23 protein-coding genes are annotated in these 24,696 nt (G+C 73.7%); 11 read left to right on the top strand and 12 right to left on the bottom strand.

Annotated features, from left to right (window positions below; all coding sequences use genetic code 11):
- Positions 1-139 precede the first annotated feature (139 nt).
- The 3 genes from ABZW10_RS16800 to ABZW10_RS16790 all read right to left on the bottom strand — a co-directional run bounded on the left by ABZW10_RS16800 (position 140) and on the right by ABZW10_RS16790 (position 2,742).
- Positions 140-595: an RICIN domain-containing protein gene (locus tag ABZW10_RS16800; RefSeq protein ID WP_355365467.1), complete on the bottom strand. Its 456-nt coding sequence runs from the start codon at positions 593-595 to the stop codon at positions 140-142.
- Between the two features lie 340 nt (positions 596-935).
- Positions 936-2,339, bottom strand: coding sequence for an NADP-dependent succinic semialdehyde dehydrogenase (locus tag ABZW10_RS16795; protein WP_355365464.1), 1,404 nt, complete (start codon positions 2,337-2,339; stop codon positions 936-938).
- Positions 2,340-2,460: 121 nt separating this feature from the next.
- Positions 2,461-2,742 carry a DUF6158 family protein gene (locus tag ABZW10_RS16790; protein WP_355365461.1) on the bottom strand — a complete coding sequence of 94 codons (282 nt, stop codon included), beginning with the start codon at positions 2,740-2,742 and terminating at the stop codon, positions 2,461-2,463.
- Positions 2,743-2,891: 149 nt separating this feature from the next.
- Between ABZW10_RS16790 and ABZW10_RS16785 the strand changes: the two genes are divergently transcribed.
- The 3 genes from ABZW10_RS16785 to ABZW10_RS16775 are packed head-to-tail and all read left to right on the top strand — an operon-like array spanning position 2,892 to position 5,819.
- Positions 2,892-3,488, top strand: a complete 597-nt coding sequence (locus ABZW10_RS16785; RefSeq protein WP_355365458.1) for a metalloregulator ArsR/SmtB family transcription factor — start codon at positions 2,892-2,894, stop codon at positions 3,486-3,488.
- The gene (locus ABZW10_RS16780; protein WP_355365455.1) at positions 3,485-4,765 is read left to right on the top strand and encodes an MFS transporter; all 1,281 of its coding nucleotides are present in this window, start codon (positions 3,485-3,487) and stop codon (positions 4,763-4,765) included. Before ABZW10_RS16785 ends, ABZW10_RS16780 begins: the two co-directional genes overlap by 4 nt.
- A gap of 43 nt (positions 4,766-4,808) precedes the next feature.
- The gene (locus ABZW10_RS16775; RefSeq protein ID WP_355365452.1) at positions 4,809-5,819 is read left to right on the top strand and encodes an adenosine deaminase; all 1,011 of its coding nucleotides are present in this window, start codon (positions 4,809-4,811) and stop codon (positions 5,817-5,819) included.
- Here the strand turns inward: ABZW10_RS16775 and ABZW10_RS16770 are convergent.
- The 5 genes from ABZW10_RS16770 to ABZW10_RS16750 form a co-directional block, all read right to left on the bottom strand.
- The gene (locus ABZW10_RS16770) at positions 5,783-6,364 is read right to left on the bottom strand and encodes a dihydrofolate reductase family protein (RefSeq protein ID WP_355365449.1); all 582 of its coding nucleotides are present in this window, start codon (positions 6,362-6,364) and stop codon (positions 5,783-5,785) included. The two genes, ABZW10_RS16775 and ABZW10_RS16770, sit on opposite strands and share 37 nt — an antisense overlap.
- Positions 6,365-6,446: 82 nt before the next feature.
- Positions 6,447-7,061 (bottom strand): vitamin K epoxide reductase family protein, encoded by a 615-nt coding sequence (locus ABZW10_RS16765; RefSeq protein ID WP_355365446.1) that lies wholly within the window; start codon positions 7,059-7,061, stop codon positions 6,447-6,449.
- Positions 7,058-7,900 (bottom strand): thioredoxin domain-containing protein, encoded by an 843-nt coding sequence (locus tag ABZW10_RS16760; protein WP_355365443.1) that lies wholly within the window; start codon positions 7,898-7,900, stop codon positions 7,058-7,060. Before ABZW10_RS16760 ends, ABZW10_RS16765 begins: the two co-directional genes overlap by 4 nt.
- 92 nt (positions 7,901-7,992) lie before the next feature.
- The gene (locus ABZW10_RS16755; protein WP_355365440.1) at positions 7,993-8,652 is read right to left on the bottom strand and encodes a hypothetical protein; all 660 of its coding nucleotides are present in this window, start codon (positions 8,650-8,652) and stop codon (positions 7,993-7,995) included.
- 88 nt (positions 8,653-8,740) lie between these two features.
- Positions 8,741-9,238 carry an SRPBCC family protein gene (locus ABZW10_RS16750; RefSeq protein ID WP_355365438.1) on the bottom strand — a complete coding sequence of 166 codons (498 nt, stop codon included), beginning with the start codon at positions 9,236-9,238 and terminating at the stop codon, positions 8,741-8,743.
- 129 nt (positions 9,239-9,367) lie between these two features.
- Between ABZW10_RS16750 and ABZW10_RS16745 the strand changes: the two genes are divergently transcribed.
- The gene (locus ABZW10_RS16745; protein WP_355365435.1) at positions 9,368-10,237 is read left to right on the top strand and encodes a DNA-formamidopyrimidine glycosylase family protein; all 870 of its coding nucleotides are present in this window, start codon (positions 9,368-9,370) and stop codon (positions 10,235-10,237) included.
- Between the two features lie 85 nt (positions 10,238-10,322).
- On the opposite strand, the gene ABZW10_RS16740 is transcribed toward ABZW10_RS16745, so the two are convergent.
- Positions 10,323-11,177 (bottom strand): SAM-dependent methyltransferase, encoded by an 855-nt coding sequence (locus ABZW10_RS16740; protein WP_355365432.1) that lies wholly within the window; start codon positions 11,175-11,177, stop codon positions 10,323-10,325.
- A 207-nt stretch (positions 11,178-11,384) separates the two neighbouring features.
- On the opposite strand from ABZW10_RS16740, the gene ABZW10_RS16735 reads away from it, so the two are divergent.
- The 5 genes from ABZW10_RS16735 to ABZW10_RS16715 all read left to right on the top strand — a co-directional run bounded on the left by ABZW10_RS16735 (position 11,385) and on the right by ABZW10_RS16715 (position 17,577).
- Positions 11,385-12,356 (top strand): polysaccharide deacetylase family protein, encoded by a 972-nt coding sequence (locus ABZW10_RS16735; RefSeq protein ID WP_355365429.1) that lies wholly within the window; start codon positions 11,385-11,387, stop codon positions 12,354-12,356.
- Positions 12,357-12,520: 164 nt separating this feature from the next.
- Positions 12,521-12,847: a hypothetical protein gene (locus ABZW10_RS16730; protein WP_355365426.1), complete on the top strand. Its 327-nt coding sequence runs from the start codon at positions 12,521-12,523 to the stop codon at positions 12,845-12,847.
- A gap of 154 nt (positions 12,848-13,001) precedes the next feature.
- A complete protein-coding gene (locus ABZW10_RS16725) occupies positions 13,002-14,702 on the top strand; it encodes a beta-N-acetylhexosaminidase (protein WP_355365423.1) in 1,701 nt (566 codons plus the stop codon).
- A 297-nt stretch (positions 14,703-14,999) separates the two neighbouring features.
- On the top strand, positions 15,000-15,896 hold the full coding sequence (locus ABZW10_RS16720) for a sulfurtransferase (protein WP_355365420.1): 897 nt from the start codon (positions 15,000-15,002) through the stop codon (positions 15,894-15,896).
- Between the two features lie 160 nt (positions 15,897-16,056).
- Entirely contained in the window at positions 16,057-17,577 is a 1,521-nt protein-coding gene (locus tag ABZW10_RS16715; protein ID WP_355365417.1) for a M1 family metallopeptidase, read from the top strand.
- A gap of 73 nt (positions 17,578-17,650) precedes the next feature.
- On the opposite strand, the gene ABZW10_RS16710 is transcribed toward ABZW10_RS16715, so the two are convergent.
- Both ABZW10_RS16710 and ABZW10_RS16705 read right to left on the bottom strand, forming a co-directional pair.
- Positions 17,651-19,081: a condensation domain-containing protein gene (locus ABZW10_RS16710; protein ID WP_355365414.1), complete on the bottom strand. Its 1,431-nt coding sequence runs from the start codon at positions 19,079-19,081 to the stop codon at positions 17,651-17,653.
- Positions 19,082-19,248: 167 nt separating this feature from the next.
- Complete coding sequence (locus ABZW10_RS16705; RefSeq protein ID WP_355365411.1) at positions 19,249-20,697, bottom strand: GH1 family beta-glucosidase; 1,449 nt, start codon at positions 20,695-20,697, stop codon at positions 19,249-19,251.
- A gap of 258 nt (positions 20,698-20,955) precedes the next feature.
- Here ABZW10_RS16705 and ABZW10_RS16700 point away from each other — a divergent pair, with 258 nt between their 5' ends.
- Positions 20,956-22,842 (top strand): FAD-dependent oxidoreductase, encoded by a 1,887-nt coding sequence (locus tag ABZW10_RS16700; protein WP_355365652.1) that lies wholly within the window; start codon positions 20,956-20,958, stop codon positions 22,840-22,842.
- Positions 22,843-22,930: 88 nt separating this feature from the next.
- Here the strand turns inward: ABZW10_RS16700 and ABZW10_RS16695 are convergent, their stop codons facing one another.
- Complete coding sequence (locus ABZW10_RS16695; protein WP_355365408.1) at positions 22,931-23,743, bottom strand: class I SAM-dependent methyltransferase; 813 nt, start codon at positions 23,741-23,743, stop codon at positions 22,931-22,933.
- A gap of 400 nt (positions 23,744-24,143) precedes the next feature.
- Here ABZW10_RS16695 and ABZW10_RS16690 point away from each other — a divergent pair, with 400 nt between their 5' ends.
- A complete protein-coding gene (locus ABZW10_RS16690; protein ID WP_355365405.1) occupies positions 24,144-24,662 on the top strand; it encodes a DinB family protein in 519 nt (172 codons plus the stop codon).
- The last annotated feature ends 34 nt before the right edge of the window (positions 24,663-24,696 follow it).

The raw sequence follows: 24,696 nt of genomic DNA, 5'->3' as shown, positions 1-24,696 counted from the left end.
GGCACCGTAGCATGGCGCAGCCCTCCCCGGCGATCGAGGCGCCGGGGAGGGCAGTTCTTGGTCGACGAAGGTGCAGTTCACGGGTGATGAACAGTCACATCATTGACATGAACCGATGATTCTTCGACCTGATGGATGATCAGCGCCACTGCTGGTACGAGCCGCCGTTGCCGCCCAGGGTGTAGACGTTCCCGTTGGCGTTGCTGTCCAGGAACAGGCCGGTGGCCAGGTTCTGGTAGGTGCTGCCGTAGGTGGAGGCCCGCTTCACCCACTTCTGGTAGCTGCCGCCGTTGCCGCCCAGGGCGTAGACGTTGCCGTTGCCGTTGCTGTCCAGGAACAGGCCGGTGGCCTTGTTCTGCAGGGTGAAGGTGTTGTTGCCCAGGTCGTTGGCGTACCAACGCTGGTACGAGCCGCCGTTGCCGGGGAGCGTGTAGACGTTGCCGTTGCCGTTGCTGTCCAGGAGGCGGCCGGTGGCGACGTTCTGGAGGGTGATCTCGGTGGCGGCGGCCGCCGGGGTGGCGTTCAGGACGGTCGTGCCGCCGGCCAGGACGGCCGCCGAGGCGGCGAGGGCAGCGGCGCGCTTGAGGAGCTTCATCGCGTTTCCTTCCCGTGGTGACCGACCCCTCCGGCCGGTCGTCCCAGAAGCTATCCGGAAATGCGCCGCCGTCGAGTTCTCGCCGTTCGGGATGTGCCATCGTTCGGCCATCCGTAATGAATCAGTTCAGCTTTTATTTATATGAGCAGAATTTTTCCGCCGGTTTGTCAACGAAGGGATTTCGTGGAGGGCGTATCCGTGTGATGTGAAGGCCGGTCCGGTCCGTCTCGCGCGCCGGTGGCCGAGGATTCGGACAAAGCGGATCAATCGTCTGTCCGGAAACTTGGCCGGATCCGGCCGGGGCGCACGGCCCCGGCCGGGGGCGCGGACGGCGCGCGTACTACGCCACCCAGACCGTGGTGATGTTGCAGAATTCCCGGATGCCGTGTCCGGACAGCTCGCGGCCGAATCCGGAGCGCTTGACGCCGCCGAACGGCAGGGCCGGGTGCGAGGCCGTCATGCCGTTGAAGAACACCCCGCCCGCCTGGATGTCCCGCACGAACCGGTCCTGCTCGGCCGGGTCCTCCGTCCAGACGTTGGAGCTGAGGCCGAACGGGGTGTCGTTGGCCAGCGCGACCGCGTGGTCCAGATCGTCGGCCCGGTAGACCGTGGCGACCGGGCCGAAGGTCTCCTCGTGGTGGATCCGCATCCCCGGCGTGATGCCGGTGAGCACGGTCGGCTCGTAGAACCACCCGCCGTCCAGGCCCCGCGCGTCCAGGCCCTCCGGGCGGCGCCCGCCGCACTCCACCCCGGCCCCGTGCGCCCGCGCGTCGTCGACCAGCCCGGCCAGGTCGTCCCGCCCCTGCCGGCTGGCCAGCGGACCGACCTGGGTGGCCTCGTCCATCGGGTCGCCGACCCGAAGCGCCCGCATGGCCTCGGTGAACGCGGCGGTGAACCGGTCGTAGACCTCGGTGTGCACGATGAACCGCTTGGCGGCGATGCAGGACTGCCCGTTGTTCTGCGAGCGCGCCGTCACGGCGGTGGCGACGGCGGCGTCCAGGTCCGCGCTCGGCAGGACGACGAACGGGTCGCTGCCGCCCAGCTCCAGGACGGCCTTCTTCACCTCGTCGGCCGCCGTGGCCGCGACCGCCCGGCCGGCCGGCTCGCTGCCGGTGAGCGTCACGGCGGCCACCCGGGGGTCGCGGATCACGCCCTCCACCGCGCCCGAGCCGATCAGCAGGGTCTGGAAGCAGCCCTCCGGGAAGCCGGCCCGGCGGAACAGCTCCTCCAGCGCCACCGCGGTGCGCGGCACGTTGGACGCGTGCTTGAGCAGGCCGACGTTGCCGGCCATCAGCGCGGGCGCGGCGAACCGCACGACCTGCCAGAAGGGGAAGTTCCAGGGCATCACCGCCAGGACCACGCCCAGCGGCCGGTACCGCACGTACGCGCGGGCCGCCCCGGAGTCGGCGACGTCGGCCGGCTCCGGGTGCTCGTCGGCGAGCAGCGCCTCGGCGTTCTCGGCGTACCAGCGCATCGCCCTGGCGCACTTGGCGGCCTCGGCGCGGGCCGCGGTGAGCGGCTTGCCCATCTCCTCGGTCATCGTCCGTGCGACGGTCTCCCGCTCCCGGTCGAGCAGGTCGGCGGCGCGGCGCAGCAGGCCGGCGCGCTGGGCGTAGGACGTGGTGCGGTACGTCCGGAAGGCCGCCTCGGCGCGGGCCAGCCGCTGTTCGAGGCCGGCCGCGTCCAGGGGTTCGAAGGTCTCCAGGGTCTCGCCGGTCGCGGGGTTCACGCTTGCGATGGACATCGGGGCCCTCCCGGGGGTGCGCGGAGTGGGGACGTGTCGGTCCTCCCACCCTCGCCCACCGCCCGCGCCGGGGCACCCCGACACCGCCCGGCGTGTCCCGCCGGGCGGTGGTCCGCGGTCCCTAGTGCGGCAGCGCCTCCGCCCGGACCGCCGCCGCTCGGGCGCGGGCGCCGGCCCTGGTCCGGCCGGCGGTGACCAGGCGGTTGGGGAAGCGGTGCAGGTACTCGGCCTCCAGCTGCCCGGTGCGCAGGGTGTGCCGTTTGAGCGCCTCCTCGGAGCCGTACAGGAAGGTCTCGTGCCTGGTCCGGTGCAGCTGCTCCAGCTCGTGCACCAGGGTGTCGTTGTCCAGGGCGTGCGGGGAGATGCCCTCGGGCCTGGTGTGCGGGGCGTCGGGGTGCCGCATGTCCACTCCCTCCTCGGCGGGAACCGGAAACCCCCCGAGTACCCGGTGCCCCGCCAGCCCCTCCGGTACGCGTCCGGCGGCCTCCGGAATGGACAAGAACTCTCGTACAAGGGCTGTTGCGCAAGGGTTCTTGTGGATACTCTCGCCGCATGACCCGACCCACCGAATCCGGCCCGGACGGCGTCCGGCAGATCGCCGACTCCCGCGTCCTGGCCGCCCTCGCCCACCCCGTCCGCCGCCGCCTGCTGGACCTGCTCGCGGTGGACGGCCCCGCCACCGTCGGCCTGCTCGCCGAACGCACCGGCCAGGCCGTCGGCAGCGTCAGCCACCACCTCAAGGTGCTGGCCGGCGCCGACCTCGTCGAGGAGGCCCCCGAGCGGGCGCGCGACCGCCGCGAACGCTGGTGGCGCCCGACCGCCGGCACCCCGCGCTGGCGGCGCGCCGACTTCGCCGGCGACCCGGTCGGCGAGGCCGTCGCCGACGCGGCCGGCTCGCTCCAGCTGGAGCGCCAGGCCGCCCTGGTGCGCGGCTGGTCCGCGGCGCGGCACGACTACCCCGGGCCCTGGCGGGAGGGCTGCGCCGTGGCCACCGAGACCTGGCTGCGGCTCACCCCGGAGGAGGCCCGCGAGCTGGCCGGCGAACTGGTCGCGGTGCTGGCCCGGTGGGCCGACCGGCCGGTCCCCGAGGACGGCCGCGAACGGGAATCGGTCTTCGCCTTCGCCCACAGCGTCCCGGCCCGGCCATGACGGACACCGAGCTGCGGGACGCCCCCCGGTTACCCGCCGGGCTGTTCGCGAGCCGCGACTTCCGGCTGCTCTGGGCGGGCGAGACGGTCAGCCGCCTCGGCTCCGCCGTCACCGCCGTCGCCCTGCCGCTGGTCGCGGTGGTCGCGCTGGACGCCGGACCGCTCGCGGCCGGGCTGCTGAGCGCCGCCGTCTGGCTGCCCTGGCTGCTGATCGGCCTGCCGGCCGGGGTCTGGATCGACCGGTGGCGCCGGCGCACCGTGCTGGTCCGGGCCAACCTGGTCTCGGCGGCGCTGTACGCCTCGGTGCCGGCCGCCGCCCTGTTCGGCGTGCTGACCCTCGCCCAGCTGATGGTGGTCGCGCTGCTCGCGGGCACCGCGGCGGTCTTCCTGAGCGCGGGCCACCAGGCCTACCTGCCGGATCTGCTGCACCCCGAGCGGCTCACCGAGGGCAACGCCAAGCTCCAGGGCGGTGCCTCGGCCGCCCAGGTCGCCGGGCCGGGCGTGGCCGGGCTCACCGTGCAGGCCTTCGGCGCCGCCACCGGACTGCTGGTCGACGCGGTGAGCTTCCTGGCCGCCGCCGCGGCGCTGCTGCTGATCCGCGACCGGCGGGCCCAGGCCCCGGCGGCCGACCCGGCCCCGCTCGGCCGCCGGGTCCGCGAGGGGCTGGCCTTCGTCCGCCGCGACCCGTACCTGGGCGCGCTGCTGCGCTACGGGGCGGTCGCCAACCTCGCGCTGGCCGGCTACCAGGCGGTGTCGGTGCTCTTCCTGGTCGAGGAGCTGGGCGTGGCCCCCGCGGCGGTCGGCTGGCTGGGCGCCGCCGGCGCGCTGGGCGGGGTGGCCGGCGCCGCGCTCGTCCGCCCGGTCACCCGGCGGTACGGGACGGCGCGCGGCGTGCTGCTCGCCCTGCTCACCGTCACCCCGTTCGGCCTGCTGCTGCCGAGCGCCCGGCCCGGCGCCGGGGTGCTGCTGTACGCGGCGGGGCTGGCGGTGATGGTGGCCGGCGTGGTGCTCGCCAACGTCGTGATCGGCAGCTTCCGCCAGCGCTACGCGCCGCCCGAGCTGCTCGGCCGGGTGGTGGCCACCTCGATGGCGGCCAACCAGGCGACCATCCCGCTCGGTGCGGTGACCGGCGGCGTCCTGGGGGAGGTGCTCGGGCTGCGTCCGGCGATGTGGATCACGATCGCGCTGCTGACGGCCTCGGCCGGGCTGCTGATCGCCTCGCCGCTGCGGCGGGTGCGTGACCTGCCCGATGCGTGGTCGGCGGAGGCGAAAAAGTAGGATGACCACTTCGTATTCGTACCGCTCTCCCGGACAGGCACCGATGCCCCTCCCCAAGGCCGAACTGCACCTGCACATCGAAGGCACCCTGGAGCCCGAGCTCGCCTTCGCGCTCGCCGCCCGCAACGGCGTCACCCTGCCGTACGCGGACACCGAGGAGCTGCGGCGCGCCTACGCCTTCACCGACCTGCAGTCCTTCCTCGACCTGTACTACGCGCTGATGGCCGTGCTGCGGACCGAGCAGGACTTCGCCGAGCTCGCCGAGGCCTACCTGGCCCGGGCGGCCGAGCAGGGGGTGCGGCACGCCGAGATCTTCTTCGACCCGCAGGCGCACACCGCGCGCGGGGTGCCGCTGTCCGTCGTCGTGGACGGCCTCGGCCGGGCGCTGGACCGCAGCGAGGAGCGGCACGGCATCAGCACCCGGCTCATCATGTGCTTCCTGCGGGACGAGTCCGCCGAGTCCGCGCTGGAGACCTTCGAGGCCGCCCGCCCCTGGTTCGGCGGCCGGATCACCGGCATCGGGCTGGACTCCGCCGAGGTCGGCCACCCGCCGGCCGAGTTCCGCGAGGTCTACCGGCTCGCCGCCGAGGCCGGCCTGCACCGGGTCGCCCACGCCGGCGAGGAGGGCCCGGCCGCGTACATCACCGAGGCGCTGGACGTGCTCGGCGTGGAGCGGATCGACCACGGCCTGCGCTGCCTGGAGGACCCGGCGCTGGTCGAGCGGCTGGTCCGCGAGCGGATCCCGCTCACCCTCTGCCCGCTCTCCAACGTCCGGCTGCGCTGCATCGACACCCTCGCCGACCACCCGCTGCCCGCCATCCTCGACGCCGGCCTGCTGGCCACCGTCAACTCCGACGACCCGGCCTACTTCGGCGGCTACGCGGGGGACAACTACGACGCCCTCGCCGACGCGCTCGGCCTGGCGGACGAGACGCTGCGGCTGCTGGCCGCCAACTCCTTCCACGCCTCGTTCCTGGACGAGGACCGCCGTGCCGCGCTGCTGGCCGAGGTCGCCGCCTACGAGTTCGCGCCGCGGGCCGCCGCCCGGGCGTAGCGCAGCAGGACCACCCCGTTGCCGAAGACGCGGGTGGTCAGCAGCTCCAGGTCCTCGGGCGGGCCGTCGGCGGGGAACAGCCGGTGGCCGCGCCCGAGCAGCACGGGGTGGATCAGCAGGTGGTACTCGTCGACCAGGTCGAGGGCGCGGAAGGTCGCGGCCAGGCCGGCGCCGCCGAGGGCGAGGTCCCCGGTGGTGGCCGCCTTGAGCGCGGCGACCGCCTCCGGGGTGACCTCGGGGAGCACGGTGGTGTTCCAGTCGGCCTGCCGCAGGGTGCGGGAGAAGACCGTCTTCGGCATCGCCCGCCAGATCCGGGCGAACTCGGCGATCCAGGGTTCGACGGCCGGGCCGCGGTCGGCGTCGGGCCAGAAGTCGGCCAGCAGCTGGTGGGTGATCCGGCCGGAGACGAAACCGCCCATCCGGCCCAGCTCGGCGTTGAGGTAGCGGTGCACCTCCTCGTCGACGCGGTTCCAGGAGATGTCCCGGTCCAGTCCCTCGAAGCAGCCGTCCAGCGAGACGGACATGAAAAGGACGATCTTCGACATCGGCGCCTCGCCCGGAATCGGGGTGCGCCCGCCCCCGGGCCGAGGTGGCTGCGGAGGCGGGCGGCGGTGGAGGTCAGGGGTCTCAGATCAGTGTGGACCAGTAGTACCAGAACCGCTTGAGGACCAGCAGCACGATCACCGCGTACCAGAGCGCCGGCACCACCCAGTGGTAGCGCGCCGCCTCCCGCACCGCCGGGCGCAGGCCGCGCGGCACCGGGATGATCCCCGAGCGCAGGTTGTGCAGCGTGGTGTACCAGAACAGCGGGATCATCGCCGCCCACACGACCATGCAGTACGGGCAGAGCGCCCCGATCCGGTACAGCGCCTGGTACATCAGCCAGGTCACGAAGCCGATCCCGAACACCGTCCCGGCCTGCAGGCCCAGCCAGAACCAGCGCCGGTAGGACGCGCCGGCCAGCAGCCCGGCGCCGACCGCGAGCACCACCGCGAACCCGACGAGGCCGAGCAGCGAGTTCGGGAAGCCGAAGGCCTCGGCCTGGTCGCTGCGCATGACCGAGCCGCAGCTGATGATCGGATTGATATTGCAGTTCGGGACGTACGACGGGTCCTTCAGCAGCCGGATCTTGTCCAGCGTGAGGACGGCCGAGGCGAACAGCCCCAGCGCGCCGCCGATCACCAGCAGCAGGGCGTACGGGCGGCTCGCGCCGTAGGTGCGGCGGGTGACGGGGGCGGTCATCCGGTCACCTGCTTGACCATCGCGGTGAACTTCTCGGGCGAGGCGGGCACGCCGCCCGCGAAGACGTCCAGCTTCTGGCCGTCCAGGCGGACGGTCGGCGTGCCGGTCACGCCGCTCTTGTCGAAGTCCTTGTTCACCTGCACCGCCCACGGCACGTAGGTGCCCTCCTGGACCGCCTTGACGAAGCCGTCGGTCTTCAGGCCCGGGACCTTGCCGGCCAGGTCGAGCAGGTGGTTGACGTCGGAGAAGGCGTCGTCGCGCTCGTCCGGCTGGTTGGCGTAGAGCACGTCGTGGAACTGCTTGAACTTGTCCACGCCCTCGTTCAGCGCCGCGCCGGCGGCGGCCAGCGCGGTGCGCGAGCCCTTGCCGCCCAGGCCCTGGTCGAGGAAGGTCGCCAGGTGGTACTCGATCTTGTACGTGCCGGCGTCGGCGAGCTGCTGGACGGTCGGGCCGGTGGTGGTCTCCAGCTGCTCGCAGTACGGGCAGCGGAAGTCCTCGTAGACCTCCAGGGTGTGCGGGGCGTCGGCCTTGCCGTAGGTGATCACGGTGCCGTCCGCGCCGCTGGTATTGGCCGGCACGACCAGCGGGCCGGAGGCCGCGGCGTCGCCGGAGCCGGAGGAGCCGCCGACGGCGAAGGCCACGCCCGCCACCAGGGCGAGCACGGCGGCGGAGGCGGCGCCGACCACCACGCGGCGGCGGATCCGGGCGGACCGGTCGGCGCGCTCGCGCTGCTCGCGCATCCGCTCGGTGGCGGCCCGGCGGGCGGCCTTGCGGTCGGCGGCGGCGGTGGCCTTGGTGGTCTTGGGGGTCTTCGGGGACTTCTCGGGGGAGGTGCTCATGGGAAAGGTCGTCCTGGTGCTCGTGGAACGGCGTGCGGGCGCTGGGCGGCACGGCCGGCCGAGGACCTCGCGGCTGATCGCCGCGGCTCTGCTCAGCGGGCCGGCGCGAGAACCGGCGGGCCGCGCCGGACGGCGGGGCGCAGGACGACGGATTCGGCGGGCACCCGCACGCGGCTGGCGCGCGGGAACGGCACCCGGGCCACCGGGCGGGCCGGCAGCGGGGCGGCGAGCAGCAGCAGCCGACGGCCGGCCGAGGCGGCGAAGCGCTGCGCGAAGTCGCCGAGGATCCGCACCGAGCGGGCCAGAGCGCACAGCGCGGCGTCGGCACCGCGCAGCCAGGCGGCGGCGGCCAGCGCGAGCGCGGTGTGCAGGAGCAGCAGCACCACCAGCCCGAGCGGCCGGGAGAGGCCGTGGCCGAGCAGCAGCCCGCCGAGCGAGCCGCCGCCGCAGAGCAGCGGTTCGAGGCCGCGGCCGGTGCCGGGCGGCAGCGAGGGACAGGTCGCCTGGGCGAGGCCGAACAGGGCGCTCAGCCCGAGTTCCAGCGGCAGGAACACCGCCACGACCGAGCGGTAGCCGCGCTCGCGGCCCGCCAGGGCGAAGGCCACCGTGAAGACGGCGGCGCCGGCCAGGGCGAGCGTGCCGAGCGCCAGCGGACGGCCGGTGACCAGGACCTGGCCGAGGCCCGCGAGCAGCACGAGCAGCGCGGCGAAGATCGCCGCGCGCAGCGTCCTGGGGAGCGGGGCCGTGCTCATGGGACCCGAGTGTGCCACAGGTGGAAGGCCGGACGACGGGTCCGGCGGGACTGCTGTGAAGATCCTCACCGCCACCCCTGAGCTGCGCTTATATGCCGTTTACGTCCACGATCCGGGGCGGCTCGACGACCGGCGGGGGCGGCTCGGCGGCGGCCTCCACCCGGGCCTCGACCAGGTCCCGGAACAGCGTCAGGTCGGTGCGGACGGCGCGTTCGACGGCCCCGGCGAGGGCGAATCCGCGCGGGCCGCCGAGCACCTCGTGCAGTTCCTCCGGGTCGTACTCGACGCGGATCTGCACCCGGGTGTGCGCCCGGTCCAGCGGACGCAGCGCGAAGGCGCCGTGCAGCGGCAGGCCGTCCAGGGTGCGCCAGGTCATCACCCGGCCGCGCCCCCGGTCGGTGATCTCGGTCTCGACGTCCCGTTCGGCGCCGGCGATCTCCACTTCGAGATGGGCGAGGTTGCGGCCGTGCGGCTGGGCGCTGCGGACGCCGTCGACGAAGCGCGGGTACTCGTGGACCCGGTGCAGCTGCTGCCAGGCGGCCAGCACCGGGGCGTCGATGTCGATCTGTTCCTCAAGCGTGCTCATGGCGGGCCCGACCTCCTCGGCTGGCGCGCGGTCGCCTCCTCCAGCCTGCGCCGGGGCGCGGTGGACGGCAAAAGGCGGCGGACGACGCGAGGGCGGGCGGGCGGCGGGCGGCTGCGCGAGACTGGGCGCATGCCGGAACTGCCCGAGGTCGAGGCCCTGACCGCCTACCTGTCGCAGCGGCTGACCGGGCGGGTGATCGCCGAGGTCCAGCCGGTGGCGATCAGCGCCCTGAAGACCTACGACCCGCCGGTGACGGCGCTGGCGGGCCGGACGGTCGGCCCGGTCGTACGGCACGGCAAGTTCCTCGACATCGAGGCCGGCGGGCTGCACCTGGTGGTCCACCTGGCCCGGGCGGGCTGGCTGCGCTGGAAGGAGGGCCTGCCCGCGCTGCCGCCGAGGCCGGGCGGACGCAACCCGCTGGCGCTGCGGGTGCGGCTGGAGGGCCCGGACGCGGCCGGCTTCGACCTCACCGAGGCGGGCAGCAGGAAGGGCCTCGCGGTGTACGTGGTGCGGGAGGCGGCGGAGGTCCCGGGCGTGGCCCGGCTCGGCCCGGACCCGCTGGACCCGGGCTTCGACCTGGCGCGCTTCCGGGCGCTGCTGACCGGCGAGCGGCGCCGGATCAAGGGCGTGCTGCGCGACCAGAGCGTGCTCGCCGGGGTCGGCAACGCCTACTCGGACGAGGTGCTGCACGCGGCGCGGATGTCCCCGTACAAACTGGCGGCCGATCTGTCGCCGGAGGAGACGGCGCGGCTGTTCGAGGCGCTCGGCACGACGCTGCGCGAGGCGGTGGAGCGCTCGCGCGGGCTGGCGGCGGGGGAGCTGAAGGCGGAGAAGAAGCTCGGCCTGCGGGTGCACGGGCGGACCGGGCAGCCGTGTCCGGTCTGCGGGGACACCGTGCGGGAGGTGTCCTTCGCGGATTCCTCGCTGCAGTACTGCCCGACCTGCCAGACCGGTGGCCGGCCGCTGGCGGACCGGCGGCTGTCCCGGCTGCTGAAGTGAGCTCCGACGGCGGGCGCGGCCTGCGGGCCGGCCCCGCCCGGTGGGGGTGGGCGGGGCCGGTGGCGGCCGGGTTCCGGGCGGTGGCTCAGGGCTTGCGGGCGACGCCGCCCCAGTAGTACGCCGCGTACGGGTCCTCGGGCTGCTCGCCGTCCGGGTGCCAGGCCATCACCGGGGCGACGCCGGGCTCGATCAGCTCCCAGCCGTCGAAGAACCGGGTGACCTCCTCCTTGCTGCGCGGCACCAGGGTCATTCCGGCGGCGCGGGCGGAGCTGGTCACCTGGGCGACGGCGGCCTCGTTGAAGTCCTGGGTCGGGTGGGTCAGCGCGAGGTAGCTGCCGGAGGGCAGCGCGTCGCGCAGCGCGGCGACCTTGCCCCACGGGTCGTCCTCGTCGGCGATCAGCATCAGCACGGCGATCATCAGCAGGCCGACCGGCTGGGAGAGGTCCAGCGTCGAGTTGAGGGCCGGGTCGCCCAGCAGCTCGGCGGGCTTGCCCAGGTCGGCGTGGATGTAGGTGGTGCGGCTGGCCGGGGTGGAGACCATCAGCGCGCGGGCGTGGGCCAGCACGATCGGGTCGTTGTCCACGTAGACGACCCGGGTGCCGGCGCTGACCGACTCGGCGATCTCATGGGTGTTCGGCGAGGTGGGGATGCCGGTGCCGAGGTCGAGGAACTGGCGGATGCCGTACTGCTCGGCGAGGTGGCGCACGGCGCGCTTCTGGAAGCCGCGGTTCTCCTTGGCCTGCGCCTTCATGGTGGGCACCGCCTGCTCGATGGCCTGACCCATCGCGCGGTCCGGCGGGAAGTTGGTCTTCCCGCCCAGCCAGTAGTCGTAGACGCGGGCGGAGTGCGGAGTGCTGGTGTCGACCCCGTACTTCTCCCACTGACTGAGCTCGGGGTCGTCGTTGTCGGAGCGGTCGGCGAAATCCTGACTTTTCGTCATGGCCACGTCCTCTTAAGACAGATCATCAGACTGGGAGAGGTCAGACTAGCGGGCCCGGCCCGAATCCGGTCAGGGGGTGCGCGAACCGGTCGTGACATGGGCCGTTGGGGTGGTGATCGAGCCCGTCGGGGTAGCCGCCGGGAGGCGGGCCGGTGAACAGGGGAGACATTCGCCATGCTGTCTGATCGTCAGATTACTTCGCGAAGATTGCTGCTGGCCGCGGCGGGGATGTCGTTGCTCGGGCTGGCCGGCTGCGGCCGGGGCTCGGCGGTCGTGGAGGCCGCCCGGGCGCTCGACGCGGCCGGCCCCGACGCCGTCCCGGACCTCCCTTCCGACCCCCCGAGCCCGTCCTGGGCCCCGAGTCCTTCCGCCGCCTTCACCCCGTCCGCGACTCCGACTCCGACTCCGACGCCGACGCCGACCGCCACCGCGACCCCGACGGCCGTCCGCTCCGTGGCCGGGACCCCGTCCGCGACTCCGACGGCGGCCGGGACGCCGTCCGCCGCGGCGAGTCCGTCCGCGGCGCCCTCCGCGTCCGCCCCCGCCTCGGCCGCGCCGTCGCCCGCGCGGGCGCCGTCCTCCTCCGACAGCAAGCCGGTCTACGAGCTGGACCCCGGGCACAAGGTGGTCGCGCTCACCATCGACGACGGCCCCGACCCCCGGCACACCCCGACCGTCCTGGCACTGCTGGAGCAGTACGGCATCCGGGCCACCTTCTTCCTGATCGGCGAGAACGCCGTGGAACACCCCGACCTGGTCCGTGAGATCGCCGCCCGCGGCCACCACATCGCCAACCACACCTGGACCCACCCCGACCTGCGCAGCCTCTCCGAGGGCAAGGTGCGCGACGAACTGGAGCGCACCTCCGACCTGCTGCACCGGACCACCGGCAAGGTGCCGACCTGGTTCCGGGCGCCGGGCGGCGACTGGTCCTCCACCGCCCTGCGGGTGAGTGCGGAGATGGGCATGCGGCCGATGGCCTGGTCGGTCGATCCGCGGGACTGGGCCCGGCCCGGGACGGGCGTGATCACCGACCGGGTCCTCAAGGACGTCCGCCCCGGCTCGATCGTGCTCAACCACGACGGTGGCGGGGACCGCTCGCAGACGGTGGCGGCACTGAAGGCCTATCTGCCGGTGCTGATCGACTCCGGCTACTACTTCACCGCCCCGCCCGGATGAGTGGGTCGGGAGTGGAACAGGGAAACGGAAAAGTCGCGGGAATAGCGCTTAAACCACCCGAAAGGGTGGATTAGCAGAATCGTTTCCCTGGTTTTTGGGCCTCTAGGGTGATCTCGCACCAATTCACCAGGTACCACCGAGTACCGCCTGAAAGGCCACCCGCCATGCGTCTGCGCAACGCCGTGCTCGCCGCCATCAGCGCGATCGCGCTCGTCCTCGCCGTCCCGCTCTCCGCCAACGCCGCCGCCGGGGAATTCCGCTACAAGTACGGCCCCGACTTCACCGGCGCGCTGATCGAGCCGAAGAGCCACGCGTGCGTCGACCTGCCGGAGGCCACCGACGAGGAACCGGCGTTCGCGCCCTCGAACCGGACCGGTTCGACCGCCACCGTCTTCCGCGACTTCGGCTGCGCGGGCGACACCTACTTCGTGCTGCGGCCGGGTGGTCGGGCCGGTGACCGGCTGCTGGTCCGCTCGGTGGTCTTCGCCTGATCCGCCACGGTGGCGGTGCACCGGCGCCGCTGTCGCGCGACAACGAACCGAATTCGTACGAAGCACGGGACAAGACGGCTATTGGTTGAGACCATTCCGGTGAACCGGCCGTGAACAGCGGCCGGTGGAGTGCCTGAAGACACCGGGAGCGGCCGTGCCGATTCGAACAGCCGGGCTCTCCGCCCGGGCCCGCAGAGCGCTGCTCCTCGTCGCCGTCCTGGTGCTCGCCGCGGTCGGCTTCGGGGTGCAGCGGGCGACCGGTGGTGACGACCCCGCCCCGGGCGGGGCCGCCGCGGTACCCGCCGGCCCGCGCACCGCCGACCGGATCATCCCGGTCCCGCTCTCCGTCACCGCCGGCTCCGGTCCCGGCTACCGGCTCACCGGGCGCACCGTCGTCCGGACCGTTCCCGGGGCGGAGGCCGTCGAACGGCAGGCCGGGGAGGTGCGGCGGATCGCCGAACAGCTCGCCGAGGCGCTGCGCCGTCCGACCGGGCTGCCGCTCCCGGTGGTGGCCGACGCCGGTCCGGCCGGAGCGGATCGGACCGCGGCGGATCCGGCCGACGGCATCGGCCTGCTGCTCGACCCCGGGCTGCCCGAGGCCACCGGTACCGAGGGCTACCGGCTGACGGCCGACGCCACCGGCGTACGGATCGCCGCCCGCACCGCCGAGGGGCTCTTCCGGGGCACCCAGACCCTCCGCCAGCTGCTGCCCCCGCAGATCGAGAGCCCGCGCCCGGTCACCGGCGGCCCGGAGTGGACGGTCGCGCCGGTCACCGTCGAGGACCGCCCGCGCTACGGCTACCGGGGCGCGATGCTCGACGTCGCCCGCCACTTCTTCACCCCGGCCGAGGTCAAGGGGTTCATCGACCGTCTCGCCCTCTACAAGATCAACCAGCTGCACCTGCACCTGAGCGACGACCAGGGCTGGCGGATCGAGATCCCGTCCCGGCCCGCGCTGACCTCGGTCGGCGCGGTCAGCGAGGTCGACGGCACCCCCGGCGGCTTCTACACCGCCGCCGACTACCAGGAGATCGTCCGCTACGCGCAGGAGCGCTACCTCACCGTCGTCCCCGAGGTCGACCTGCCCGGCCACAGCAACGCGATCCTCGCCTCCTACCCCGAGCTGGACTGCACCCGGAGCGCCCGCCCCTGGCCGTACACCGGGATCGAGGTCGGCTTCTCCACGCTCTGCCCGACCGGTGACGAGGTCTTCGCCTTCACCCAGGAGGTGATCACCGAGGTGGCCCGGCTCACCCCGGGGCCCTACCTGCACCTCGGCGGCGACGAGGTGAAGAAGATCTCCCCGGCGGAGTACGCGGAGTTCGTGCGGCGGGTCGGCGCCCAGGTGCTCGCCGCCGGGAAGACCCCGGTCGGCTGGAACCAGACCGCGCCGGGCGGGGTCGGGGTGCTGCAGTTCTGGGACGGCCGGGCCGGGCGCGACGTCGAGCTGAAGGAGGCCGCCGAGCGCGGCGCCAAGGTGATCATGTCGCCCTCCGGCCGCACCTACCTGGACATGAAGTACGAGGCCGGCTACCCGCTGGGGCTGGTCTGGGCCGGCACCATCGACGTCCGGTCCGCCTACTCCTGGGACCCGGACACCCTGGTGCCGCTGCCCGCCGGCTCCGTGCTCGGGGTCGAGGCGCCGCTGTGGACGGAGACCCTGGACACCCCGGAGAAGCTCGACCTCATGCTGCTGCCCCGGCTGCCCGCGCTCGCCGAACTGGGCTGGTCGTCGAAGGAGAGCCACTCCTGGGAGCGGTTCAGCACCCGCCTCGCCGAGGAGGGCGCCCGCTGGGAGGCCGCCGGGTACCGCTACGAGAAGCGCGGCGAGGTGCCCTGGCCCGTCGCCCGGTAGCCCGGGTGGGGGATCGCCCGGCGGCGGCGCAGCGTGACGAGGGGAGGGTTCGCGCAGGTCCCGAGGCGGGGGCGGTGCCGGGCTCGGCACCGTCCGGGGTGAGCAGACCGCCCGCCGGATGCCGGCCGAGGCGGGCTTCGGCTCGGTGGAGGTCGAACGGATCGAGGGCGATCCGCTCGACCAGTACTACGTCGCCCGGCTGCCCACCGCGGCGTAGGCCCCGTCGCGGGTCCGGGTGGCCGTCGCGGGGGGTGCGGACGTAGGTTCGAAGAGTCCCCGCGTGAAGGGAGGGCGGCGATGACCGGCGACGGCTACGCACACCCCGAGGCGCTGGTCGGCACGGAGTGGCTGGCCCACCACCTGGACGACGGCACGCTCCGGGTCGTCGAGGTGGACGAGGACACCGGGGCCTACGAGCGCGGGCACCTGCCCGGCGCGATCGGCTGGAGCTGGACCACCGACCTGCACAGCCCGGTCGGCCGCGACTACGTCGACCGGGCGGGCGTCGAGCACCTGCTGCGGGCCGCCGGGGTCGAGGACGACACCACCGTCGTGCTGTACGGCGGCAACGACAACTGGTTCGCCGCCTACGGCTACTGGCTGCTGCGGCTGCGCGGCTTCGGCCCGGTGCGGCTGCTGGACGGCGGGCGCAAGAAGTGGGAGCTGGAGGGGCGCGAGCTGACCGAGGAGGTCATGGACTACCAGCACAGCACCTACCGGCTGGCCGGGCCGGAGCACCCCGAGGTGCGGGCGCTGCGGGACGAGGTGCTGGCGAAGGCGGAGGTCTTCGCCAAGCCGGGCTCGGACGCGGTGCTGGTGGACGTCCGCTCGCCCGCCGAGTACCGGGGCGAGGCGCTGGCCCCGCCGCACCTGCCGCAGGAGCAGGCGCAGGTGCCCGGGCACATCCCCGGCGCGGTGAACATCCCCTGGTCGCGGGCGGCGAACGAGGACGGCACCTTCCGTTCGGCGGAGGAACTGCGGGCGCTGTACGGCGGGGAGGGCGTCGAGCCGGAGCGCGAGGTGATCGCCTACTGCCGGATCGGCGAGCGTTCGGCGCACACCTGGTTCGCGCTGACCGAGCTGCTCGGGTACCCGCACGTGAAGAACTACGACGGCTCGTGGACCGAGTACGGCTCGCTGGTGCGGGCGCCGGTCGCGCTGGGTTCGCAGGGTGCCCGGCCATACGGTGAATGAGTGATCGTCAGCGGTTCATGACATGCCGTCACGGGTGGGAGGCGGCGTGATGTCGGCCTGTGTCTTCTTATGAACATCTCATAATTCAGGCGTACCGCGAGGGCTGTTGGGACAAGGATCGATCCGACCCGCTGTCCCGCATACCCCGTGGAGGACCACTGTGCGCAAGAGGCTGATCGTCTCTGCCGCCGCCGGCGCGCTCGCCCTGCTCCTGTCCGTTCCCGCCTCCGCCGCCCAGGCCGGACCGGGCGCCGCGGGCATCGGTGACCCCTACTACCCGTCTGCCGGCAACGGCGGCTACGACGTCTCGCACTACGACATCCGGCTGAAGTACCAGCCCGCCACCGACGAGCTGGAGGGCACCACCACCATCCTGGCCACCGCCACCCAGGACCTCACCCGCTTCAACCTGGACTTCGTGCTCCAGGTCAAGGAGGTGCAGGTCAACGGGCGCACCGCCGCGTTCACCACCGCCGGCGAGCAGGAGCTGGTGGTCACCCCCGCCCGGACGATCGCCAAGGGCAGCCCGGTCACCGTCGTCGTCCGCTACGCCGACAAGCCCGGAGAGGTCAAGCGCGGCGGCTACTCCGCCTGGCGCCGCACCCCCGACGGCGGTGTGGCCGCCCAGGAGCCCGAGAGCGCCGCCTGGTGGTACCCGAGCAACGACCACCCCACCGACAAGGCGACCTTCGACGTCTCGGTGCTGGTGCCGAACGGCACCCAGGTGGTCAGCAACGGCACCCTGAGCACCAGTCAGCGGCCCGGCTGGATCCGCTACAACTACCGGCAGGCCAAGCCGCAGGCCACCTACCTGGCCACCCTGGCGATCGGCAGGTTCGACATCCGCCAGGACACCACCCCGGGCGGCCTTCCCGTCATCACCGCCTACAGCCCCGACCTCGGCGCCAACGCCGGAGCGGCGCAGGCCAGCGTCGAGCGCACCGGTGAGCTGACCGACTGGCTGAGCACGATCTTCGGGGCCTACCCGTTCGACACGGTCGGCGGCTACGTGCCCAACGTCCCCACCGGGTACGCGCTGGAGACCCAGGGGCAGGTCTTCTACAGCCCCGCGCAGTTCGCCCGCGGCTCCAACACCTCCGTGGTGGTCCACGAGCTGGCCCACCAGTGGTACGGCGACAGCGTCTCCGTGCAGCGCTGGAGCGACATCTGGCTCAACGAGGGCTTCGCCCGGTACTCCCAGTGGCTCTGGTCGGACCACGAGAACGAGGGCACCGCGCAGGAACTGGCCGACTTCTTCTACGACTACTACCCGGCCGGCGACCCGTTCTGGTCGATCAAGCCGGGCGACCCGGGCGCGGACAACCAGTTCGCCGGTGCCGTCTACGACCGGGGCGCGATCACCCTCCAGGCGCTGCGCAACACCATCGGCGACGACAAGTTCTTCGCGATCCTCAAGGGCTGGCCGGCTGAGCACAAGTACGGCAACGCCACGATCCAGCAGTTCCAGGCGTACGCCGAGCGGATCTCCGGCAAGCCGCTGGGCGAGCTCTTCAACACCTGGCTGTTCACCCCGGGGAGGCCGGCGGCGGGCACCAACGGCATCGGGACCGCCCCGGCCGCGGCGAGCCTGGCGCCGGGCGTCGCGACCGGCAAGCACCCGGAGCCGAAGTCCTGGAAGAAGATCCAGGAGACCAACAACGTGCACGATCACCAGCGTTGACGACCGGTCGGAAGTGAGTGGCCGGGGCCCGGCCGTCCGGACGTGAGCGGACGGACGGGCCCCTGCGCTCGCTTCAGGCCTGCAGGGAACGCTCCTCGGTGAGCACCAGCTCCTCGATGCCGTAGAGGAATCGCTCCATCGCGGATCGGGGGAGCACCGCCGGGTCGGCGGTCATGGCGAGTTGCAGGGCGGTGGGGGTGCGCAGGGCGTCCAGGGCGTAAGTGAGCCCGGGGCGCGGGTCGAAGTCGACGGGCCAGGAGAGCGTGCTGCGCCCGTCCTCACCCCCGGCCGGCGTGGTCGGCGCGGCCTGCGCGGCCAGGCCGCTCGGGAGCAGGTCGCGGGTGTCGTTGAAGACGCAGGAGCGGTCGGCGAGCGGCACCTGCTCGGCGGTCAGGCGCTCGATCTCCGCGTCGAGCAGGCGCCGGTCGTAGTAGGCGTGCCGGTAGGCGGCGATCGAGGCGGCGTGGGTGCGGCGCACCGCGGCGCCGAAGCCGCCGTCCGTAGCGCCGTCGACGTCGGCATCGGTGAGATGGAGCAGGGCGTCGCCGGCGACCACGCTGACGGCGTCGGTCAGGCCGGACAGGAAGCGGTTGTTGACCACGACCTGGAGCACCGCGTCCGAGCGGCCGGCCAGCCGGGCCGTCATCGCGGCCGCCGCCGCGACCAGGACGGCGGAGGAGCCGGTCCGGTGCGCCGCGGCGACGTTCTCGACCGCGCGCAGCAGCGCGGGTGAGCTGAGCACGGCGTTCGGGAACCGTTCGGCGGCTCCGGAGGCGGCCCCGGGCGCGGTTTCGGCCCCGTCCCCGGCAGTGGTCGGGGGGAAGAGCCGGGACGGGGCGGTGCGCAGCTTGCGCAGGGTGTGCGCGCGGGCGTTGGCGTCGCGCTTCAGACCGCGCTCGGAGGTCTGGAACTCGGCTTCCTCCAGGGGCTGTTGGGGCGATCGGGCGGCCCGGATGGCGTCCGGGCCGGTGCCTGCGGCGAGTTCGCTGAGGTCGCGGACCAGCAGGCCCATGCCGGTGCCGTCCACCGCGGTGTGGGACAGCACCAGGGAGATGTACCGCACCTGGCCGTCGGCGACCACCAGGCCGACCCGGATCGGCCACTCGGTCGTGCAGTCGAACGGTCGGCCGGCCAGCTCCGCGTGCAACTCGGCACCGGTGGCGGAGAGTTCGTCCGCTTCGGCATCCGCCGCGCAGTCGCGGACGTGCACCGTCAGCAGGCCGGCCGGATCGACGATCTGGCGCAGGCCGGTGCCGTCCGGCCCGGGCCGCAGCCGGGTGTGCAGGGAGTCGTGCAGGTGGAGCAGGTTCCCGAGGGCGTCCAGGACGGCCGGCAGCGGCGGGCCCGGGTCGAGCGGGGCGGCGGTGGCGATGTTGAAGCGGGGGCGGTCGGCGGGGGTGAGGCGGTTGACGATGTCCCAGATGGCCCGCTGGCCCCAGGTGGCGGGTCCGCTGCCGGAGCGGCCGTCGGCGAAGGGGATCTCCAGTTGTCGACTCGTAGTCACCGTGGTGGTTCTCCGATGTGCTGGTTCGGACGCGGCGGTTGGTGCGGGTGGGTGCGGTGGGAGCCGTCGTGCAGAGTCTGCTGCACCGCCCGGACACCCGTCGAGACCCCGGGGCCGCCGCCGGGCCGCCGCGGGGCCGCCCCCGGGCCTCCGGCCGGTCGGAGGACTCAGGCGACGCCGGGCGGGCGGAGCACGCCGGTCCGGGCGACCCGGGCGTACCAGTGGGCGCTGGACCTGGGGGTGCGGGCGAGGGTGCGGTGGTCGACGTGGACCAGGCCGAAGCGCTTGGTGTAGCCGTACGCCCACTCGAAGTTGTCCAGCAGCGACCAGGCGAAGTAGCCGCGCACGTCCGCGCCGTCGGCGACGGCCCGGTGCACGGCCGCGAGGTGCGCGTGCAGGTAGGCGGTGCGCCGCGGGTCGTCGACGCTGCCCCGCGGGCCGGGCCCGTCGGGGTAGGCCGCGCCGTTCTCGGTGACCATGAGCGGCAGCCCGGGGTGGCTGCGGGCGAGCGCGGTGAGCAGCTCGTACAGGCCGGACGGGTCGACCGCCCAGTCCATCGCGGTGCGCTCGCCCGGCGCCTGGTGGAAGCCGACCCGGTCGGCGCCCGGCCAGGGGGAGGCGCTGCCCGCGCCGTGGCCGTCCGCGCGGGCGGGTTCGGCGCCCCCGGGCGTGGCGGAGACCACGGTCGGCGTGTAGTAGTTGACGCCCAGCCGGTCCAGGCGCTGGTGGATCGTGGCCTGGTCCCCGGAGCGGACGAAGGACCAGTCGGTGAGGTGCGCGGTGTCCGCGAGCAGGTCCGCGGGGTAGCCGCCGTCCAGCATCGGGCCGAGAAAGACCCGGTTGCCGACCGCGTCGATCCGGCGTACGGCGTCCCGGTCGGCGGCGGACGCGCTGAGCGGGCGCAGCGCGTGCAGATTGAGCGCCACCGACACCTCGGCCCCGGTGGGCAGCACCGAGCGCAGGGCCGTCACGGCCAGGCCGTGGGCGAGGTTGAGGTGGTGGGCGGCGCGCAGGGCGGCCACCGGGTCCGTGCGGCCGGGGGCGTGCACGCCCGAGCCGTAGCCGAGGAAGGCGCTGCACCAGGGCTCGTTGAGGGTGGTCCACCGGGTGATCCGGTCGCCGAGCGCCGCGCCCGCCAGGGCCGCGTAGGCGGCGAAGTGCTCGGCGGTGCGGCGCTGCGGCCAGCCGCCGGCCTCCTCCAGCTCCTGCGGGAGGTCCCAGTGGTAGAGGGTGGCGACGGGGGTGATCCCGGCGGCGAGCAGTTCGTCGGCGAGGCGGCGGTAGAAGTCCAGGCCGCGCGGGTTGGCGGGGCCGCGGCCGGTGGGCTGGACGCGCGGCCAGGCGATCGAGAACCGGTAGGCGGTGAGGCCGAGTTCGGCCATCAGCCGGACGTCCTCGCGGAGCCGGTGGTAGTGGTCGGCGGCCACGTCGCCGGTGTCGCCGCGGTGGACCTTGCCGGGTGTGCGGCAGAAGGTGTCCCAGATCGACGGGGTGCGGCCGTCCTCGGCGGTCGCGCCCTCGATCTGGTAGGCGGAGGTGGCGGCGCCCCAGTGGAAACCGGGCGGGAAGCGGAGTGCCGCAGTGTCGGGGGCGGGGGCGGGGTCCGGCAGGGTCATGGTGGTGTGCTCCGGGGGGAGGGGGCGGCACGTCCGGCCGGGCGTCAATGCGGCGGCGGAGTCCGAATTCGATTGGGTGGTTGATGTTCTCGTCCGGGTGATGTCGGTTCCGTCGCGTCGAGTGTGCGCCAAGAGTGGTGCGCCATGACCACTCCAGATGTGAACGTTTCCCCCACGAAGACCCCGACCGCCACCGCCACCGCCGGCGCCGGCGACGGGACGCCGGCCGCCCGGCCCTCGCGGCGCTCCGTCGTCACGATGACCGGCGCCTCGGTGCTCGCCGCCGGGCTCACCGCCGCCTCCGCCGCGCCCGCGACCGCGCTCGCCCCCGGCGCGGCGCCGGCCGTCGTACCGGCGGGCACCGATGAGCAGGCCTACACGACGGTGGCCCGCGCGATCGCCGTCCACGACGAGCACGACCGGCCGCTCGTCCCGGGCTACCTGAAGATCGTCCGGGACGGCCTGCCGCCGGCCCGGGCGCGGGCGACCAAGCGTGTGCTGGTCGTCGGCGCCGGACCGGCCGGGCTGCTCGCCGCCGACCTGCTCAACCGGGCCGGCCACGACGTCGTGGTGATCGAGGCCAACGGCAACCGGGCCGGCGGCCGGATCAAGACCTTCCGCAAGGGCGGCCACGAGGACGGCGAGCAGCCGTTCGCCGACCCGAAGCAGTACGCCGAGGGCGGGGCGATGCGGCTGCCCGAGAGCCACCCGCTGGTGATGGCGCTGCTCGACAAGTACGACCTGCCGCGCCAGGAGTTCCTGCTGGTGGACGTGGAGGTGGAGAAGCCGTCGGTGCGGGCCAACCGGGCCTGGATCCACGTCAACGGCCTGCACGTGCGCCGCGCCGACTACGAGGCGGACCCCAGGGAGGTCAACGCGAGCTTCGGCGTCACCGGTCCCGACCTCGCCCGGACCGCCGCCGCCATCTACGCGGTGGCGCTCGAACCCGCGCTCGCGCTGGTCCGCGGCAAGGAGGGCGCGGCGCTCGTCGAGGGCTGGGCCACCGTGCTGCGGCGCTACGGCCACTGGTCGATGTACCGGTACCTCACCGAGGAGGCGGGGCTGGACATCAGGACCGTCGACCTCGTCGGCACCATCCAGAACGTGACCTCGCGGCTGCACCTGTCCTTCGTGCACAGCTTCCTGTCCGCCGCGCTGATCGACCCGAAGACGAAGTTCTGGGAGATCAAGGGCGGCACCGCCCGGCTCGTCGACGCCCTCTACGCCGCCGTGAAGGGCAAGGTGCGGTTCGACCGGCGGGCGGTGCGCATCGACCGGAACGGCGGCAAGGTCCGGGTGCACACCGTCTCCGAGGAGAGCCAGAGCGGCAGGGGCGGGGTCACCGAGGTCTTCGAGGGCGACGAGGCGATCATCACCGTCCCGTTCGCCGGGCTGCGGCACGTGGCCTTCGACCCGCCGCTCGGCTACGGCAAGCGGCGGGCGATCACCGAACTGCACTACGACGCCGCGACCAAGGTGCTGCTGGAGTTCTCCCGCCGCTGGTGGGAGTTCACCGAGGAGCAGTGGAAGGCCTCGCTGGACGGCATCGAGGCCGGGCTCTACGAGCGCTACCGGTCGGGCCGGGTGGCCGACGGCCGCTACCTGGGCGCGGACGCCTCGGTGCGGCAGCTCGGGGTGAGCGTCCCGGAGGAGCTCAGGACGTGCTTCGCGGACTTCCGCCCCGTCGGGGACGACCCGGAGGCCGCCCACCTCCGCGGCGGCGGCTCGGTGAGCGACAACGCCAACCGGTTCGTCTACTTCGAGCACGCCCACCCGCTGGAGGGCAGCGAGGGCGGCGTCGTGCTCGCCACGTACAGCTGGTCCGACGACGCGCTCAAGTGGGACGCGTACGCCGACGAGGAGCGCTACCTGCGGGCGCTCGCGGGCGTGCAGGCGATCTTCGGCCGGCGCTGCGAGGTCTTCTTCACCACCAAGTGCAGGACGCAGTCGTGGGTGCGCGACCACTACGCCTACGGCGAGGCGTCGGTGCTGCTCCCCGGCCAGCACACGGAGCTGTTCCCGGACATCCCGGGCTCCGAGGGGCCGCTGCACTTCGCGGGGGACCACACCTCCACCAAGCCGGCCTGGGTCGAGGGCGCGCTCGAATCGGCCGTCCGGACGGCGCTGCTGGTCCACCAGGGCTGACCCCGGCGGCTCGTCGGGGCGGGGCGGTCCCCGCGGTGTGCGGGGACCGCCCCGGGCGGTCGGCGGCCGGGCAGGCCGGGGCCGGCGGTCAGCGGCGGGTCGCGGTGACGAGGTGGTAGTCGAGCAGGCCGTCGCGCCAGGCGCCGAGGAAGTTGCGGGTCCAGTGACCGGGCGGGACGGTGCCCTCCAGGTAGCGGTCCAGCCCCGGCCACACGTCCGCCCCGATGGACTCGGTGCCGACGTCGGTGAACCCGGCGGCGGCGAGGTCGGCGGTGAAGGCGTCGAGCGGGTGCGCGACGTCCAGGCCGTTGGCGAAGCTGCCGAGCAGGATGCTCAACCGCTCGGCGACGTCCGGCCCCTCGGCGCTGAAGAAGGTGGTGACCACCAGCCGGCCGCCCGGCCGCAGTACCCGGGCCGCCTCGCGGGCGAAGCCGGTCAGCTCGCGGAAGTGCTGGGCGGCCTCGACCGAGTACACGCCGTCCAGCGAGGCGTCCGCGAAGGGCAGGTCCTCCGCCGAGCCCAGCGCGTAGCCCAGCCGGTCCGGGAAGGTGGCCAGCGCCTTGGCGTTGACGGTGCGGGCGCGTTCGATCTGGTCCGGGTGGATGTCGACGCCCGTCACCGCGGCGAAGCGGAACTCGCAGAGCGCGAGCGCCGCGCCGAGCCCGCGCCCGCAGCCGACCTCGGCCAGCCGCAGCGGCTCCCTGGGCCCCGGGAAGGCCCGCAGCGCGCGGCGGTAGAGGTCCTCCTGGCTGCGGACGCGGTCCTCGGGAGTGGGCACGGTGGTGCGGATGCCGCTCCAGTCACCGAAGTTGATGTATCCGCCGGCAAAACCGGCGGTCCGTGACAGGTCGTCGGCGCCGTACGTCTGGCGTACCGGTCCGGGGATGCGGTCCTGGCTCATGGCTCGCTTGGGCTCCTCGTATGTAGTGGCGGCGGCCGGTGGGCGGCGGCGTCGGACGGGAGGGCCGGTGCTCCGGGTCTCCCGCGGGCGGCGCGCGCCGCAGTACGTACCCAAACACGCGCAGGGCGGAACTACCCGAAGGAAGTGGTTTCGCGGGACAACACGCAGGCCAATCGTCCTGTGTGTCATACGAGATGATGAGCTTGCTTGCTGTCGTCGCGCTTGTCCTCGCGCCGGCTCCGTCGCCTCCGAACCCTACCGTTCGGCAGGGGTGGAGGAGTGGACCGGCAGAGGGGCGCGCGGTACCGGTCCGGCGGGCGGAAAAGATCGGCGGGGTGGCCGCCCGCCCTGCGAGACTGGCCGGCGGATCATCGGCACACCAGCGGAAGTGGGCGGCGTCATGGGCACGGACACGGGGGACGGGCGGGTCGCCCCGCCGCTGACCGGCGGTGAGCGGGAGACGCTGCGGGCGTTCCTGGACTTCCACCGCGGCACGCTGGCCAAGAAGTGCGCCGGTCTGACGGACGAACAGCTGCGGCTGCGGTCGAGCCCGCCGTCGACCGTCACCCTGCTCGGCCTGGTCCGCCACATGGCGGAGGTCGAGCGGACGTGGTTCCGGCGGGTGATCGACGGGGAGGACGTCCCGCTGGTCTGGTCCCCGGAGGGCGACTTCCAGGCCGCCTACGACACGACCGGCGCCGACCGGGCCGAGGCGTTCGCGGCCTGGGAGGCGGAGGTGGAGCACGCCCGGCGGATCGAGCTGGCGGCGGAGTCGCTGGACGTCACCGGCTACCAGCCGCGTTGGCAGGCGGAGGTCTCGCTGCGGCTGGTGATGCTGCACCTGATCCACGAGTACGCGCGGCACAACGGGCACGCCGACTTCCTGCGCGAGGCGATCGACGGCGAGGTCGGCCCGTAGGCGTACGCGGCGGTCTGCGGTCTGCGGTCTGCGG

Origin of the sequence: Kitasatospora sp. NPDC004723 (assembly GCF_040609255.1) — a bacterium.
Classification (GTDB): domain Bacteria; phylum Actinomycetota; class Actinomycetes; order Streptomycetales; family Streptomycetaceae; genus Kitasatospora.
Note: the sequence above shows the minus strand (reverse complement) of the source record. Positions and strands in the feature narration are given on the sequence as shown.

Coding starts and splice junctions, on each gene's coding strand:
- ABZW10_RS16720 (WP_355365420.1), top strand. CDS start 15,000: ATGACCGGCGACGGCTACGCACACCCCGAGGCGCTGGTCGGCACGGAG.
- ABZW10_RS16785 (WP_355365458.1), top strand. CDS start 2,892: ATGACCCGACCCACCGAATCCGGCCCGGACGGCGTCCGGCAGATCGCC.
- ABZW10_RS16695 (WP_355365408.1), bottom strand. CDS start 23,743: ATGAGCCAGGACCGCATCCCCGGACCGGTACGCCAGACGTACGGCGCC.
- ABZW10_RS16750 (WP_355365438.1), bottom strand. CDS start 9,238: ATGAGCACGCTTGAGGAACAGATCGACATCGACGCCCCGGTGCTGGCC.
- ABZW10_RS16800 (WP_355365467.1), bottom strand. CDS start 595: ATGAAGCTCCTCAAGCGCGCCGCTGCCCTCGCCGCCTCGGCGGCCGTC.
- ABZW10_RS16770 (WP_355365449.1), bottom strand. CDS start 6,364: ATGTCGAAGATCGTCCTTTTCATGTCCGTCTCGCTGGACGGCTGCTTC.
- ABZW10_RS16790 (WP_355365461.1), bottom strand. CDS start 2,742: ATGCGGCACCCCGACGCCCCGCACACCAGGCCCGAGGGCATCTCCCCG.
- ABZW10_RS16705 (WP_355365411.1), bottom strand. CDS start 20,697: ATGACCCTGCCGGACCCCGCCCCCGCCCCCGACACTGCGGCACTCCGC.
- ABZW10_RS16700 (WP_355365652.1), top strand. CDS start 20,956: ATGACCGGCGCCTCGGTGCTCGCCGCCGGGCTCACCGCCGCCTCCGCC.
- ABZW10_RS16755 (WP_355365440.1), bottom strand. CDS start 8,652: ATGAGCACGGCCCCGCTCCCCAGGACGCTGCGCGCGGCGATCTTCGCC.
- ABZW10_RS16690 (WP_355365405.1), top strand. CDS start 24,144: ATGGGCACGGACACGGGGGACGGGCGGGTCGCCCCGCCGCTGACCGGC.
- ABZW10_RS16765 (WP_355365446.1), bottom strand. CDS start 7,061: ATGACCGCCCCCGTCACCCGCCGCACCTACGGCGCGAGCCGCCCGTAC.
- ABZW10_RS16795 (WP_355365464.1), bottom strand. CDS start 2,339: ATGTCCATCGCAAGCGTGAACCCCGCGACCGGCGAGACCCTGGAGACC.
- ABZW10_RS16740 (WP_355365432.1), bottom strand. CDS start 11,177: ATGACGAAAAGTCAGGATTTCGCCGACCGCTCCGACAACGACGACCCC.
- ABZW10_RS16780 (WP_355365455.1), top strand. CDS start 3,485: ATGACGGACACCGAGCTGCGGGACGCCCCCCGGTTACCCGCCGGGCTG.
- ABZW10_RS16775 (WP_355365452.1), top strand. CDS start 4,809: ATGCCCCTCCCCAAGGCCGAACTGCACCTGCACATCGAAGGCACCCTG.
- ABZW10_RS16730 (WP_355365426.1), top strand. CDS start 12,521: ATGCGTCTGCGCAACGCCGTGCTCGCCGCCATCAGCGCGATCGCGCTC.
- ABZW10_RS16760 (WP_355365443.1), bottom strand. CDS start 7,900: ATGAGCACCTCCCCCGAGAAGTCCCCGAAGACCCCCAAGACCACCAAG.
- ABZW10_RS16745 (WP_355365435.1), top strand. CDS start 9,368: ATGCCGGAACTGCCCGAGGTCGAGGCCCTGACCGCCTACCTGTCGCAG.